At 61.3% G+C, this 14976-nt stretch carries 16 protein-coding genes; 5 read left to right on the top strand and 11 right to left on the bottom strand.

Translation table 11 applies throughout. From position 1 onward, the window contains the following. Positions 1–325 precede the first annotated feature (325 nt). The 3 genes from G3N96_RS21355 (at position 326) to G3N96_RS39300 (ending at position 3120) form a co-directional block, all read left to right on the top strand. Complete coding sequence (locus G3N96_RS21355; protein ID WP_206138392.1) at positions 326–1405, top strand: linear amide C-N hydrolase; 1080 nt, start codon at positions 326–328, stop codon at positions 1403–1405. Between the two features lie 457 nt (positions 1406–1862). Further along, a complete protein-coding gene (locus G3N96_RS21350) occupies positions 1863–2441 on the top strand; it encodes a DUF4337 domain-containing protein (RefSeq protein WP_206138391.1) in 579 nt (192 codons plus the stop codon). Positions 2442–2886: 445 nt separating this feature from the next. Next, on the top strand, positions 2887–3120 hold the full coding sequence (locus G3N96_RS39300; protein ID WP_241022764.1) for a hypothetical protein: 234 nt from the start codon (positions 2887–2889) through the stop codon (positions 3118–3120). 949 nt (positions 3121–4069) lie between these two features. On the opposite strand, the gene G3N96_RS21335 is transcribed toward G3N96_RS39300, so the two are convergent. The 3 genes from G3N96_RS21335 to G3N96_RS21325 form a co-directional block, all read right to left on the bottom strand. Next, a complete protein-coding gene (locus G3N96_RS21335; RefSeq protein WP_124579033.1) occupies positions 4070–4774 on the bottom strand; it encodes a hypothetical protein in 705 nt (234 codons plus the stop codon). A gap of 99 nt (positions 4775–4873) precedes the next feature. Next, positions 4874–5401 carry a pentapeptide repeat-containing protein gene (locus tag G3N96_RS21330; RefSeq protein ID WP_206138389.1) on the bottom strand — a complete coding sequence of 176 codons (528 nt, stop codon included), beginning with the start codon at positions 5399–5401 and terminating at the stop codon, positions 4874–4876. 474 nt (positions 5402–5875) lie between these two features. Further along, positions 5876–6961 (bottom strand): helix-turn-helix transcriptional regulator, encoded by a 1086-nt coding sequence (locus tag G3N96_RS21325; protein WP_241022763.1) that lies wholly within the window; start codon positions 6959–6961, stop codon positions 5876–5878. On the opposite strand from G3N96_RS21325, the gene G3N96_RS21320 reads away from it, so the two are divergent. Further along, entirely contained in the window at positions 6943–8484 is a 1542-nt protein-coding gene (locus G3N96_RS21320; protein WP_241022762.1) for a histidinol-phosphate transaminase, read from the top strand. The two genes, G3N96_RS21325 and G3N96_RS21320, sit on opposite strands and share 19 nt — an antisense overlap. 62 nt (positions 8485–8546) lie before the next feature. Here G3N96_RS21320 and G3N96_RS21315 read toward each other — a convergent pair whose 3' ends face one another. Continuing rightward, the gene (locus tag G3N96_RS21315; protein ID WP_206138395.1) at positions 8547–8798 is read right to left on the bottom strand and encodes a hypothetical protein; all 252 of its coding nucleotides are present in this window, start codon (positions 8796–8798) and stop codon (positions 8547–8549) included. 505 nt (positions 8799–9303) lie between these two features. Beyond that, positions 9304–9792 carry a RidA family protein gene (locus G3N96_RS21310; RefSeq protein ID WP_206138387.1) on the bottom strand — a complete coding sequence of 163 codons (489 nt, stop codon included), beginning with the start codon at positions 9790–9792 and terminating at the stop codon, positions 9304–9306. 281 nt (positions 9793–10073) lie between these two features. Here G3N96_RS21310 and G3N96_RS21305 point away from each other — a divergent pair, with 281 nt between their 5' ends. Further along, positions 10074–10373, top strand: a complete 300-nt coding sequence (locus G3N96_RS21305; protein WP_011350136.1) for an H-NS histone family protein — start codon at positions 10074–10076, stop codon at positions 10371–10373. A 161-nt stretch (positions 10374–10534) separates the two neighbouring features. Here the strand turns inward: G3N96_RS21305 and G3N96_RS21300 are convergent, their stop codons facing one another. The 6 genes from G3N96_RS21300 to G3N96_RS21275 all read right to left on the bottom strand — a co-directional run bounded on the left by G3N96_RS21300 (position 10535) and on the right by G3N96_RS21275 (position 14919). Continuing rightward, positions 10535–10867, bottom strand: coding sequence for a cupin domain-containing protein (locus tag G3N96_RS21300; protein WP_124579025.1), 333 nt, complete (start codon positions 10865–10867; stop codon positions 10535–10537). A gap of 191 nt (positions 10868–11058) precedes the next feature. Next, positions 11059–11898, bottom strand: a complete 840-nt coding sequence (gene aroE / locus G3N96_RS21295; protein ID WP_206138386.1) for a shikimate dehydrogenase — start codon at positions 11896–11898, stop codon at positions 11059–11061. 7 nt (positions 11899–11905) lie between these two features. Continuing rightward, a complete protein-coding gene (locus G3N96_RS21290) occupies positions 11906–13120 on the bottom strand; it encodes a CoA transferase (protein ID WP_206138385.1) in 1215 nt (404 codons plus the stop codon). Then, positions 13117–13578 (bottom strand): MaoC family dehydratase, encoded by a 462-nt coding sequence (locus G3N96_RS21285; RefSeq protein ID WP_206138384.1) that lies wholly within the window; start codon positions 13576–13578, stop codon positions 13117–13119. Before G3N96_RS21285 ends, G3N96_RS21290 begins: the two co-directional genes overlap by 4 nt. Position 13579: 1 nt before the next feature. Beyond that, on the bottom strand, positions 13580–13972 hold the full coding sequence (locus tag G3N96_RS21280; protein WP_206138383.1) for a VOC family protein: 393 nt from the start codon (positions 13970–13972) through the stop codon (positions 13580–13582). Beyond that, positions 13969–14919: a 2-dehydropantoate 2-reductase gene (locus G3N96_RS21275; protein ID WP_206138394.1), complete on the bottom strand. Its 951-nt coding sequence runs from the start codon at positions 14917–14919 to the stop codon at positions 13969–13971. Before G3N96_RS21275 ends, G3N96_RS21280 begins: the two co-directional genes overlap by 4 nt. Positions 14920–14976 lie beyond the last annotated feature (57 nt).

The following is a 14976-nucleotide window of genomic DNA, read 5'->3' as shown; positions in this document are numbered from 1 at the left end:
TGCGGTCCGCCTTCGACTGGAAATCAGCGATGAACCAGTTTGCTATCCTGTTCGGAGAGCGATTTATGCAGGCGCGCGGATAACGTGCTGTTCAACCGCCTCGCCCACAAAAATGCGGACAGGTTCAGCGTGCGCTCCGATCTCACACTTGATTGCAACGGCCCGGTTGACAACTGCATTACGGAAATCCAATACTTCCTTTCCTCAAGCGTTGTCGACGCGATATTGCCGGGTAATCAATGCGCGGCAGGCGGACGCGAGTCGCCTTCGCAGCGAGCGTCGGCGTCGAACAATATGCAATCACCAACACAGCGTGAGGAATTCCATGCGCCGCCCTATTCGCGTCGTCCTGACCTGTCTCGCCGCAGCAGCGACGCTCCTCGTCGATTCGGCCGGATCGCTAGCCTGCACACGCATCGTCTATCTCGGCAACAACGACGACGTCATCACCGCCCGATCGATGGACTGGAAGCTCGACGTCGCCACCAATCTTTACATCCTGCCGCGTGGCATCGCCCGCACCGGCGAATCCGGTCCTAACTCTATTAAATGGACCGCCAAATACGGTAGCGTCGTGGCGACGGGTTATGACGTCTCCACCACCGATGGCATGAACGAAAAGGGGCTGGCCGCTGAACTGCTCTGGCTCGTCGAGTCGCAATATCCCCCCTCCGACAAGAACTCGAAACCGGGACTCACCATCGCCGCATGGGCGCAGTACGTGCTGGACAATTTTGCGACCGTCGCGGAAGCCGTCGCTGCGCTCGAGAAAGAGCCGTTCACAATCGTGACCGACAACGTCCCCGGAGAACAGCGCCTCACCACACTGCACCTCGCCATGTCGGACGCGACGGGCGACAGCGCCATCGTCGAGTACATCGGCGGAAAGCAGATCATCCATCATGGTCGCCAGTATCAGGTCATGACCAACTCACCGACCTTCGACGAGCAGCTTGCACTGAACGAATATTGGAAGCGGATAGGCGGCACCGTCTGGCTGCCCGGCACCAATCGCTCTGCCGACCGGTTCGCGCGCGCCTCGTTCTACGTCAACGCTATCCCCAAGAGTGAAGACCCCGCCATTGCACTTGCCAGCGTTTTCAGCGTGATCCGTAACGTGTCGGTACCGTTCGGGATCACGACCCCGGGCGAGCCGAATATATCGTCCACACGCTGGCGCACTGTTGCCGATCACAAGCGCATGCTTTACTTCTTCGAATCGGCCGTCACGCCGAGTACTTTCTGGGTTGATCTCAACAAGGTCGACTTCTCCGCCGGCGCACCCGTCAAACGTCTCGACCTCGGCAAGGATCAGCGCAATTCATTCGGCGGCGAAGTCTCGAAGGATTTTCAACGCGCACCCGCGTTCCCCTTCCTCGGCCCCGGCGCGAGCAAGTCCCTCTGAGGCGGGGCGTCACGGCTTCATTGTGGACGCATTCTGTAGGCGCGATGACTCGCTCTGGCCGGATGCCCGCCCCGGCACGTTACATCTCGCGGAGATATCGCCGGCGTTGAGTCTGCAACTTGGCCCTGTGGCGCCCTTTGGGTTCCGTTGGCGGGTAGCCTCTGGAAACGGACATTGAGAGTGGAGGCAACCAATGGCTGCTCCGGGTCGACTGCTGTCGACCCATACTGGGAAAGTGGCAATTCATGCACAATGTCGAACCGTAGCCCTTTTGGCGGGAGTCGGCGTTCAAATCGCGTGAGGTTCCGCAGACCATGTCTGTTCGTTCATACTTTCGCACGAACGGATTGCGCCAGTTGAGCTGCGACCCAGCGATAGCGCCACCACTTTTGCTACACGCGCCTCACGTGCGCGGGAACCGCGTACAAGCCCTTCAACTCATGCGAACGTTCTTGTCATGCCAGAAGATTTCGAAGTTCACGGCCCGCACGATCATGCAGTAGAGCACCCTGCGGCGCATGAAGAAAGCCACGGAGCGGCGCGCATCGCCGTGATGACTGCTGTCCTCGCCTGCATCGGCGCGATTTCCGCATATCAGAGCGGGGCGGAAGAGAATTTAGCGTTGCTGCACAAGAACGAGGCCGCGATCCAGAAAACCGAGGCAGCTAACCTTTGGGGCTATTACCAGGCAAAGGGTGAGAAGCAGAATCTAGCCGAGCTCGGTGCGGCGTTGAGCCAGGAAGCGTCGCCGCAAAGAAAGCGTTTCGATGCAGACGCGGCACGGTATCGCGAAGAGAAGGAACCGATCCGCAAGCGCGCCGAAGCGCTCGAGCAAGAGGTCGTGAAGAGCAATGCTGCAAGCGAGGAGCGGCTACACCGGCATCATCGTTGGGCGCAGGCCACTACCATCATCCAGATCTCGATCGCGCTTGCTGCGATCACGATTCTCACGCGGCGGAAATGGATGCAACACCTGTCGATGGGTGCTGCCGCGATCGGCGTCGTGCTGGCAGGGCTGGCGCTCTTTGGTGTGTAGCGGCACGACGAGCGGGCGCCTGTCGGCCAATTTGGGACAACGGCATTGACACGCTGAATGGCCGAATTTGGTGCCGGAGCGTACATTCGTCTTTGCTACATATGACAGAACAGACAACGCTGGTTGTTTGCGATTTCAGCGGTACCGAATCCCAAAATCGAATCATGCGCAGGCGGAAGAGATGAAACACGAGCTAATAGTGCCGTGCTGGACGCGAGGACGCATATGGCCGACCTTCGCCTATTTCACAGCAGTTTCGGCAAGCAGCTTGAGGCTGTATCGAGGCACTCATGCAGCCGGCCTATGGATAGTGGCACTCTACTCGGCCTTGATAGCTGTGCCCGTTTGCCGACTACTGTTCACAAAGAGATTTGTATTCTCGGACCAGCCAAAGTCTATTCGGTATGAGTCTCGTTTCGCCGGGATAGTACTAAAGAGCAATGCGATGGATCCAAATGCATTTAAATGGGTGCGTTCGCGCATGGGATCGTTCGAACCGAGGGATGCCATCGTAGAGCTTGGGATGGAGCATTCCTACGACGCCGTAACAGTACAGACCATCAAATATGCGATGAACGAGACGCCGGAGGTGATAAAAACACGCTCAGAAATTGCAGGCATCCTCGCAATCGTCGATCGTGGACATGAGCACTTGCCTCCTCAGCGGATCACTTCCTAGCAATTTTACCCGGCGGCAGCGCTAAATACGCGCGCAAACCAGCCCATCTATCATCGCCACAAGTGTCTGATCATGGATCGGTAGCAGTCAGTCGAGGCGCGAACCCAGACGACCGAAATGGGTCGGTTACGGTCGACCGCGCCGAGCGGCAGCCCGCTTCGAACGGGTTGTGGATCAGGTTTACCAATCATGCTTCGGCAGAAAAGTCATCATGATCCGGTGCTTCGGTGACTTCGCAGGAGGGAGCGGTAAAGGGCTGGCCTGTCTGACGGCTTCGACACACGCCTGATCCCAAGCAACGCTTCCGCTCGACTGCAGAATGTCGACCGAAAGCACTGCGCCGGTATCGTCAATATTGGCAGTTAGTTTCACCGGCGCAGCGCCCGAGGACTGCTCTTGCCACGCAAGATGGGGCTTCACTTTCTGAATAATCGTTCGGGCGTATACCTCTGCTTCTGGGGCAGGCGGATGCGCAGTTTGCCCCAAAGTCGGCGGGGGAGTATTTGCCGTTTGACCGAGTACGACCGTGGGTAGGGCGGTAACAAGGAGCGTGATGAACGGCAGGACTATCCGCATTTGATGTCCATTTGCTTAAAAGATGCGCGTTATGGTCGCGTGAAATGGATTGCCATAGCACCTTGAGAGCCTAAAGCTTGGGCTTCGTGTCTTACGCAGGGGAAGCATCCACTTCAGAAATTCGAGGGCGTAGGTCTTGGCGTAGGTTTATCCATCGAGCCTTATCAGATAAGGTGCAGGTACTGCTGCATCATTGGAGTGACGGGTGCAGGTGCTGCGGTGGGGTGCGTGCTCATGTGACCGGGAAAAGTTACTTTGGCTGCCCGAGTTTACCAGCGGTCCGCACGGGATCGCTCGAAGTTCGCCGTTCGGCCAGTTGCTGGAGATCACGACCGACGGCTGCCGGCAGGAGCGACCCTTCGTAGCCGCCTGCTCAATAATCTGCGTGCATGCCGTGTCCGCGCGCCGACCAGAACAGTGCCCATCGTGCTGCAGATGCAATGATGTGGGCCTTGTAAGCCGGACCACCCTCGACAGTACTGAGAGCCAGATTGTCCGCGGGATACGCGCGCAGGTTCAGAATATGTGCCACGTCGTGAGTTTTCGCATAAATGCTGGCGCAGTTCATCAACCCACGGCCGTAGTCGGCGAGCTGATCCGGGAGATGGTTGAGCCAGGCTTCGTTGAACAAGCGCTCGCCCAGCACATCCTCGCAATCGCGAAAGAACTCCGCGCGGAAACTCCATCGTTCCCACTGGGCATCGAGCGAGGCGTTGCTGTAGAAAGGTAGCCCGTCGTTCTCGGGCAGGAGTGCCATCACCCAGTAGCCATTGAACGACCGGACCCATTCCTCAATCGTCGATGGCTTGTTTGGCGCGCCTTCATACTTTGATCGTATCCAGTCATCGGCCTCAGGGTCGTAGCCAACGCGCGGCGGACTCAAGGTCTCGTAGGGCGAAATCTGGATCTCGAAAAAGCGCCGAAGCACTTCCTCCTGTTGGGCGTCGCCGATCGAAGAGAAAGCAAACGGCACAGGCTGCATCCAGTCCTCGGCCCTTCCAAGTTGGCCAAGCCGACAGTAATACTCTTCTTCCGCCCCAAGCGTGGCTTTGCCAAGCGGATTCCAGTCGAGTCCCATTCAACCCCGCTCCTGCCTGTTGTCATCTCGGTTTCAATGCGCCTGAACCATCTTCCAAATCACCCGTGCCACTCGCGTTCCGCATGCAATGACGCGGGTTCATCCGCCTGCCGGTTCAGGGCCTTCGTTGTCGGTCCACGCGATTTCCTGACGCTGCTTTTCAGATAGCTCAAGCGCTTTCCCTCCGGCGTGCGTCATGATGACGCCAGTCATGATGGCCTCACCGAAGTCGCATTGTACGAACGAGGATTGGCGCAAGTCGGCGAACGAAAGATCGGCCCCGGTAAATCGGACTCGGTCGAAAAGACTGGCTCGCAGGTCGCTACGCGTCAGTACGGCGCTGGAAAAATCAACGTCGACGAAGTCGTTCCAGCACAGGTTGGATTCGGTGAGTTCGGTATTGCAGAAACGAACACCGTTGAATTCGGAACGCCCGAAAAAGGTGCGTGGCAAGGTGAGGTTTGACATGTCTTCGCGGTCGCCAAGAAATACGCGGAAGAAGCTAACACCCAAGGGTTCCAGATCATCGGCCTGTGGCAGGCGATCGGGTATGGGCGGGATGCTGTCCGGATCGAGGTGATGTTCCTGGAGGCGCCGGCAAGATTCTTCGTAGCTCAGTCTAGTCATGACTCGGGAATATATTCGTTTTTTCGTATGCGAGCCAGATCAGGACGATCAACAGGAGGCACCGATGTTTCATCGGGAGTATGCGGTGTGCAACCCTTGAGCCCAAGACGTCCGCCACCGAACAATGCACATGCTTTCAGACGTCTGCCACACATTTCTGACGATTCAGCCAATTGAGCCGGGCGGCTCGAACAGTCGTCGGCGCGACTGCCCCTCGGGAGACAGGGGGTTGATCGGAACGGTCCCGACTGACCCACGGGAACGACTGCTGCCGAGATGACCGACGGTCCGCCCAGGGTCGGCTGCAGTCAACCGGGTACAACGAAATGCCACTACGTTGGCGCCGCAGCAAACCGATCGCACGAACTCCGACGCACCGCCCCCAGCGCCGGTGGCGCGACTAGACGTTAGTCGCCGATTTTCTGCACGAGCAGTTGCCGATACCCTAGCCCCCTAAGCCGACGCGCCTCCCCCTCACGTCTGCATGACCAGCGACGTCAGCTGCGCCGCCCGCGCCACCGCCGTCTTCGCGTAGATCGACTTGATCTGCGTGCGGATCGTGCCGATCGACACGCCGCGCAACGCCGCGCACTCCTGCGGCGACAGCCCGTCGCAACACAGCAGCACGGCAAGATCAGCCTCGGCCGACGACAGCCCGTAGAACACGCGCAACCGCTGCGCGCGGGCCGACGGCGAACGCAGGTCGGCGGCCGTCATCAGCGTCGCGACGCCCGGCCGCTCGCGCATCAGGCGCGACTGCACGGGCACCGGCATCAGCGCCAGCGGCAACGGCTCGCCCGTTGTGCGCCGTAACAACAGCCCGCCGCGCGCGTACGCGTGCCGCCATTGCGCGTCGTCGACGCAGCCTTCCGGCGCGAATCGCCCGTTCACGACCCGCAGCGCCGGTTCCGCCGCGATCAGCTGATCGGCCGCGCGATTGGTGTAGCGCAGTTCACGCTGCGCACCGAGCAGGAAGACCGGCACCGGCAGCGCATCGAGCGTCGATTCGGCGGCGGCCACGCGCGCCTCGAGCTCGCCGATCCGCGCCTGGATCTGCAGCGCGCGGCTGATGTGCATGCCCATGTTTTCAATCGCGTGGCGCTGATCGTCGGACAGCCCCTGCGATTCGAGGCCGCCCTGGACGCTGAGGAATGCGCCGGAGCCCTCGCTGCGATGGATGTACAGGCCCGAGATGCTGCCGAGCCCGAAAGGGTGAAGGAATTCCTGATAGAACGCGCTGTGCGCGCGCTGGTGCGCGGAGAGGTGCTTGACGTCCTCGAACCAGCGGCCCGCCGGCCAGTCGGCGGCGACCGGCACGACCGGGTCGTACCGATAGAACTCGGTGTTGTAGGTGTGATAACACGCGGCAACCCATGACGCGTCGTCACCCGCCGCCTGCTCGATCGCCGGCACCCGCGCCGCGTCGTCGAAAGACAGCAGCGTGACCATGCGCACGCCGACCCACGATCGCAGCCCGTCCAGTACCGTTTCCCATCGTTGATCGCCCAGCGCCGCAGCGTAGACGTCATCGATCCATGCGGATGGAATCAACCCGTTCATTGGCATCTGGCCACCCCGCGCCGTGCGTTTTTGTCGAACGTCTCCTGCGCATCTTAGTCAATCGGCGCCCGCGTTTAAATCACTCGTTCGCGTTTGATCGAAATACCACGTTTGTTACCGTCTATCGTCAGACGTATTGGCCGTTATTCCGGCCCGCACGGTGCCGCCCGCTTTTCATCCGGATCGCGGTATGCCATGATGCAGCGCATGACGATTCGAAACACCACGCTCTCGCTGCACCATCACCACGGACGCCCGCTGTTGCGCCGTGGCTCGTTTCGCATCTAGCAATTGCATCGGGTGAATGCCCGATCAAGACGACAACCAAGGCGCCTCCGGCGCCTTTTTTGTTTTTTGCGGCCCTGAAAGCGGACCGCGCCGCTCAATCGAACCCGTATGGAGTGTTTTCAATGCAACAGCCCTGGAAAGACATCGCCTTGTCGGATTTACCGCTGCGCGAGGATCTCAAGTTGCGGGACGCATACGGGGCGCCGCAGCTCGATGTGCCGGTCTGCCTGAACGTCAACGAGAACCCCTATCCGCCGTCGCCCGCGCTCGTCGCGCGCATCGCGACCGCGGTGGCCGACGCCGCGCGCGCGGCGAACCGCTATCCCGACCGCGACTTTGCCGAGCTGCGCGCGCATCTGGCGGCGTATCTGATGCACGACACCGGCGTGGCGGTCGACGCATCGAGCGTGTGGGCGGCCAACGGCTCGAACGAAGTGATCCAGCAGATCCTGCAGGCGTTCGGCGGCCCGGGGCGATCGGCGCTGGCCTTTACGCCCGCGTATCCCATGTATGACGAATACTGCCGCACGACTTTCACGCGCCTGCATACATTGCCGCGCACCCGGGATTTCGCGCTGGATCTGGATCGGGCCCTCGACAGCATCCGTGAGCACCAACCGAGCGTCGTCCTGCTGACGTCGCCGAACAACCCGACCGGCACCGCGCTGCCGGTCGACGATATCCGCGCGATACTCGACGTCGCGCCGGGCGTGGTCGTCGTCGACGAAGCCTATGCGGAATTCCGGCGTCACGGCGTCCCCAGCGCGGTGACGCTGCTGCCGCAGCATCCCCGGCTCATCGTCACCCGCACGCTGAGCAAGGCGTTCAAGTTCGCGGGCGGCCGCGTCGGGTATTGCGCGTGCGCGCCTGCGACCGTCGACGCGCTGAAGCGGGTTCGATTGCCCTACCACCTGTCCGCCTTCACCCAGGCGGCGGCCTGCGCGGCGCTGGTTGCGCGCGACGAGATGCTGTCGCAAGTCGAGGCGATCAAGGCCGAGCGCGATTCGACCGTCGACTGGCTGCGTGGCCTGGGCCTCACGGTGGCCGATTCCGATGCCAACTTCGTGATGTTCGGCGAGTTTGCGGATCGGCACCGGATCTGGAGCGGCCTCCTGCGCCACGGGGTCCTGATTCGGGAGTCCGGGCCGCCGGCGTATCTTCGCGTGTCGATCGGTACCGGCGCGGAGATGGCCGCGTTTCGTGCGGCGCTGCTTGATGTGATCGCGCTCGAATAAGCGACCGGCCATCCGGTCGACGGGCGATGAAACACATGCCCGCGCCGTATCCGACGATGTGCTTACTTCATCGTCGCGAACCGCATTTCCATCGCGTTGATCTTCGCGAGCACCGCTTCGCTGAGCGTTCTGACGTGGCGCGGCACATCGGGCGCCGACAGCAGCTCCTCGATCCGCCCGCGCCAATAGCTTGGATGCCGCACGCGCGCCGCACCCGACATCGACACATCGTCAGCGTTCGTCTCGCTGTCCAGGAGAGCCACCATTCGCTGAATGTGTGAGAGCTCTCGTTCCGCATAGTCTCGTGCCAGCATATTGATTGAAATTCCCCGAAATACGACAGCAGGCCTTCCGTCATCAACGCGCCATCGTGTTGCGGTGTAAAGCATTCACCGCACACGTCTGTCGCCGTCGTACGCAGGCGCTGTGTCAGTAAACCGCATGGGCATTTGCTGATTTCGATACGGAATGGGGAGCCTGTCCGATTGTTCCGACGACTTCCGGCCCCGATGCCCTGTGGTCAATCGTAGGCTGACTGTCGGGCGATGACATCTCCCAAAATGGAGATGCGGGGCGATATTGGCGGGGCGGTGTTTTCCGGAATTGTCAGATCGTCGGGCGGTGCGCGGAAGGCATGCGGTTGCCGCCTGAAGCTTCGCGAGATCCTCCTCGGCGAGCAGCCTGTCGAAGTCCTTGGGCGGTAATTGCTTGCTTTGCTTTCCGTATCGCCGGCGCGTGCTTTCACCAGCAGGCACGTCGTGCGTCGAGTACGGGAATGTTTCGCGCAACTACACACTCGCGAGACAGGATCCGCTGAAGTCAGATACCGACATCGCCCTGCTTCAGCCCGACAATGAAATCGACTTCCACCGACGCCCCTTTGGGCAATTGCAGCACGCCGACCGACGTACGCGTATGAACGCCTGCGTCGCCAAGCACCGCGGACAGCATGTCGGATGCGCCGTCGGCAACTTCGCTCTGCATCGTGAAGCCGGGTGCGCTTCGCACATACACGGTGATGCGCGGCACGGTCGCGATCGCGTCGAGCGTGCCGCGGTGCTTCCTGATCAGCGACAGCGCACGCAGCACCGATACGCCGGCGGCCCGGCGACCTTCGTCGAGCGAAACGGATTCCCCCACTACGCCCACGAAATGCACCACGTCGCCGATCCGCGGAATCTGACCGGCAATGTAGGCCGTGTTCCCGTCGACCAGAATGGGCGTGTACTTTCCGCCGATCCTGACTTCCTCGTCCGGATTGAAGCCGAATTCGGCCGCGACCTGCGCCAGCTTATCGTCCCTGTTCATTAGTGAATTCCCCGATACTTCAGAAAAATGTAAAGAATAATTAAGTCTCGTCCGCTTGTCTCGAGGAAGAAATCCCGCCGCGAACGATCAAAGCGACGCGCCGCCGCCGTTAAAAGATTCCGGGTAATCCTCTACGTTTTCTCAAACATGACACACTTTTCAAGTGTCCGAAGCAGTCCTGCATTGATTTATCGACGACAAATCTCGTAGTCGAAGAGAATTTCCTGAAAATTTGCCGCTGAAACCGCTATCATATGTGTACTCAACCTGAAGAGTGATACATGGCAACGTACAAGGAACTGAAAGCCCAAATGGAAGCTTTGGCCGAGAAAGCCGAAGCTGCACGTGCCGCGGAATTCCAGGCGATCGTCGACGACATCCGCACCAAAGTTGCGGAATTCGGCATTACCGAGAAAGACATTTTCGGTACGCGTCGTGGTCGACCGGCCAAGCAAGCGGCCGCCCCTGTGCAGGCAAAGTATCGCGACCCGAAGACCGGGGCAACCTGGTCGGGCCGCGGTCGCGCGCCCGCATGGATCAAGGACGCGAAGAATCGCAATCGATTCCTGATCCAGGAATAAGATTCTCGACGGGCATCGGCGCGCGCTAGCGCGCCGCCCTGCTATTTGGGCATCGATACCGGCGGCATTTAAAAGCCGCTCCGGTGTGGTGAAGATTTGCGCCATCCGGCGCGTGGTTGCACGCTACGCGCCGGATTTCGTGTCGCCCAAACTTTCCTGATTCAACGTTCGTAATAAATCGCAAGCCAGACGGATTGCGTTGTTTCGTGCGTCCACGCGACGCGATGTCGGCAATGCGGCTCGATCAGCACGTAGTCGCCGGGATGCATTTCATGCCGCGTCGGGCCTGCTTCGAATTCGAGTACGGCTGCGCCCGACAGCAATACGACCCACTCGGCGCGTGAGTCGTCATACCAAAATCCATCGGGGCTCGTGTGCCCCATCGACACGATTCGCTCTACGTTCAGATGCTGCCCGGTGACGAGGCGGTCGATTTGTTCATCTTTACCGCGCTGGCCGTCGGTGGCGAAAAGATTGCCGGTTTGAAGTTGCATGGGGTGGCCTCATCGGTGGCATTCAGGGGAACGAATCGTGCGTTGCGTGACGCGGACTATTCGCCGTAGTCCAACGATCACCCTTGACGCCGACTCGTTTCGCCGGAAAACGCATCATAGCGTTTCGCATGCCGCCGAACGTGTCGTGATCAATGCCGTCAACATCCGCATGCTTTCATACCGCCTCCCGTTCACACGCGATCCAGTGGAACGGTAAGCAGGTCGATCACCGCTTGCGTCTCGGGGCGCACGCCGCGCCACCACGCAAAGGCTTCCGCCGCCTGCTCCACCAGCATGCCGACACCATCGGCTACACCTGCGACCCCGGCATTGCGCGCCAGTCGCAAGAACGGTGTGAGGTGCTTGCCATAGGCCAGTTCATAGGCTGTACCATGCGGGCTGAATACGCCGGGCGGCACGGGCGGCAAATCGCCTGTCAGACTCGCGGACGTCGCGTTGACCACCAGATCGAAGCGCCCCATGCGGTCGAGTTCCCCGTAAGCGCACGCCGTGATCGGGCCATACGAAGCCAATCGCGATGCCAGCGCTTGCGCTTTCTCGACGTGACGATTCGCCACCACCAGTTGTGCGGGGTGCGCGCCCAGGAAGGGAAGCAACGCGCCGCGGGCCGCGCCGCCGGCACCAAGCAGCAACACACGCTTGCCCGCGAACGGCGTGTGAAGATTCACCTCGATATCACGCAGCAGACCGATGCCGTCGAAGTTGTCTGCGAGAATCCGACCGCCCTCGAACTTGAACGCGTTCGCCGCGCCGGCAAGCGTCGCGCGCTCGCTGCGCTCATCGGCCATGTCGAATGCCGCAAGCTTGAACGGCGCCGTGATGTTCATGCCCTTGCCGCCGGCCGCGATAAATTTCCGCACCGTTACCGCGAACGCGTCATCCGGTTCGCACGGCCCCTCGATGGCCGTGTAGTGCATCGCCTGTTGCGTCGCTTCGGCGAAAAGACCATGAATCAGCGGGGATTTCGTATGGCCGATCGGATTGCCGATCACCGCATAGGTATCGCTCATCGTCGTCTCACTTGTCGAACAGCACGCCGTCGGTTTGCATCGCATCGATCTCGGCGGGCGTGAAACCCAGCGATTGTGCGACTTCGGTATTGTGCTGCCCCAGATCGGGGGCAACCTCGCGGATCGTGGTATCGCACGCGGAAAACCGGAACGGCAGGTTCGGCAGGCGCAGCGTGCCGTAACGCGGATGCTCCTGTTCGACGATCATGCCGCGTGCCTGAATTTGCGGATCGGCGATCACTTCGTCGATACGTTGCACCTTCGCGCAAGGCACATCGATGCCGTCGAGCAGTTCGAGAATTTGCGTCACCGTACGCGCGGCGACCCACGGCTCGACCACGCCCAGAATGTCCAGCCGATGAGTATTGCGACCCACGCTATGGTGAAACCGCTCGTCGGTGCCAAAGCCGCGCGGCCCGCCGCTCGCTTCGATCAGCGACGCGAAGCGCTTCCACGCATCGTCCACTTGCGCGGCGATCACCAGATCGCCATCGGTCGCGCGAAACACCCCATACAACGTCGAGCCGGGCATGTCGTGCCCGGTCTGTTCGGGAAGCACATCTGCAAGCGTGTAGCACTGGACTGCATATTCGTGCATCGAGACGAGCGTGTCGTAAAGCGCCATGTCGATGTGCTGCCCCCGCCCGCTCTTCACGCGGCCGAGCAATGCCGCATTGATGGCCGCGACCGCGTGAATGCCCGTGTACATGTCCCCGAGCGAAATACGCAGCAGCGGTGGGCGGTCGCCCGGTGTGCCGACCATCTGCATGATGCCGCTCTTGGCCTCGGCGATCAGTCCGAAACCCGCGCGATGCGCGTCCGGCCCCGTGTGGCCATACGCGGAAATGGAGCAGTAGACCAGCCCCGGATTGCGCGCGGAAAGCGCTTCGTAGCCGAGCCCGAGTTTGTCGAGCGCGCCCGGCCGATAATTCTCCACGAATACGTCGGCCGAATCGCAGAGCCGCTCCATGAAGACCTTTCCGCGCGGGTCCTTCATGTTCACGCTGACGCCGCGCTTGCCCATATTGAGCTGCAGAAAATAGCCGCTCGAGCGATCGTCAAGCACGGTCGCGTGCTGGCGTCCCGCGTCGCCGCTGCCAGGTCGCTCGACCTTGATCACTTCCGCACCCAGCGCCGCGAGGCAACGCCCCACGTACGGACCCGCGAGAAAGTGGCTGTAGTCGACGACACGAATCCCTTCGAGTGGACGCGCCTGTTTCATCGGTCGGCTCCCGGCCGGCGCGGCACCATCAGGCGATGCTCACCTCGCTGCACGACTTCGCCGTGCTGATTGATCAGCTCCGAAGGAAGCGTCACGATGCCCCAGTCCGGGCGACTCTTGCTCGGGCGCATCGCGCCGATGCGAAATTTCACATGCAGCACGTCGTCGACCTTGATCGGCAGAACGAAGTCCCAGCTCCAGCCCAGCGACATGCCCGGCACGAAGCGATAGTCGCTCCGGGTCTTCAGGCCATCGGCAATCGAAAGACCAAACAATCCATGCGCGACGAGGCAGCCAAAGTGGCTCGCGTTCGCATACGCTTCATCGACGTGCACAGGGGTGTGATCGCCGGTGAGATCGGCATACGCGAGAATGCGTTCCTTCGTGACGGTGTAGTGCGGGCTCACGCATTCGTCGCCTTCGCGTGCGTCGTCCCAGTATTTTTCGACGATGGTCATGTCACGCCTCCGCGCGCGGATTGATGGCGAGCGCCTGCTCCACGCAGCGCGCGGGTTTCGCCTGAATGAATTCGATGGCGAGACCATCGGGCAAACGCAGCCAGTTCGCACCCTGCGGCATGGGCTGCACGTCGTAGCGGCGGGCGGCGGCAAGCGACGCTTCGACGTCCTCGCACATGATGCCGAGATGGCCAAGCCTTCCTTCGGGGCCCGAAAAATCCGGCTGGTGGATGAACTGCATGCCGCCGAGCGTCCAGTACTGGCGCGGCGCGTCGGTTGTGCCATCGACCTCGCGCATCGTCATGCCGAACACCTCCTCGAAAAAGCGGATGTGCCAGTGGATGTCGCGCACGAAGACGGCGACGTGTTCGAGATAGGCTTTCGGTTGGCTCATGCTTGCGCCTCCGCTTTCCGGCGGTCGGCCATCGCGCGCTCGATGCCCTTGATGCACGCAACCAGCGTGGCGTTGACGGGCGTCGGCACACCGTAACGCGCGCCCCAGCGCACGACCGAGCCGTTGATGAAGTCGATTTCGGTCACGGAACCTTTTTCGAGGCTTTGCAGCATCGACGTCTTGAACGCAGCGGGCAAGCCCTCGGCGGCCAGCGACCACGCCTGCTCCGGATCGTTCATCGACAGGGTGACGCCTGCCGCCTTCGCGGCCGCGATCGCTTCCGCGACGGCCGCCAGCGAAGTGGCCTTGAGCAGCGGCTCGTCATAAAGCTGGCCGTAAGTCAGCGACGTGATGCCGGTCAGCGCGCCCGTCGCGACATTCACGAGCAACTTGTCCCACATGGTGCCGACGATGTTGTCGCTGACCTGCGTGTCGAGGCCCGCGTGGCTGAATGCGTCGGCAATGCGTCGAACGCGATCCGTCACGCGTCCGTCCAGTTCGCCGATGATGGTGTGCTTGCCCACGACGCCCGACTCGATATGCCCGATGCCGCGCAGTACACCCCCCACATAGGTCTTGCCCGCGAGCACGCGTTCGCGGCCCACGGCGTCGGCAAGAATGTCTTCGTGACCGAGGCCGTTTTGCAGTGACAGCACCAGCGTTTCAGGTCCCACCAGCGCTTGCGCGCCGCGAATCGCCGCATCGGTGTGGAACGATTTGACGAGCACGATCACGACCTCGGCCACCCCTGCTTCGTCCGGCCGGGTAGTCGCGCGGACTTGCACCTGGCGCGTGCCGCTTGCGTCGTCGACGCGCAGGCCGTGGGCCCGCATCGCATTGACATGATCGGGGGAGCGGTCGATCAGCCAGGTCTCATGGCCGCCTTCGGTGAGCGTCGCGCCAATCGCGCAGCCCAGCGCGCCGGCACCCAGAATGGCAATTTTCAAGTGCGTCTCCTTAACGTGTGACGTCACGATAGGAGCCGCCGCATCATGTCGCAATAC

The organism is Burkholderia sp. Se-20373 (assembly GCF_017104705.1).
Lineage (GTDB): Bacteria > Pseudomonadota > Gammaproteobacteria > Burkholderiales > Burkholderiaceae > Burkholderia.
This window is presented reverse-complemented; position numbering and strand designations above follow the sequence as displayed.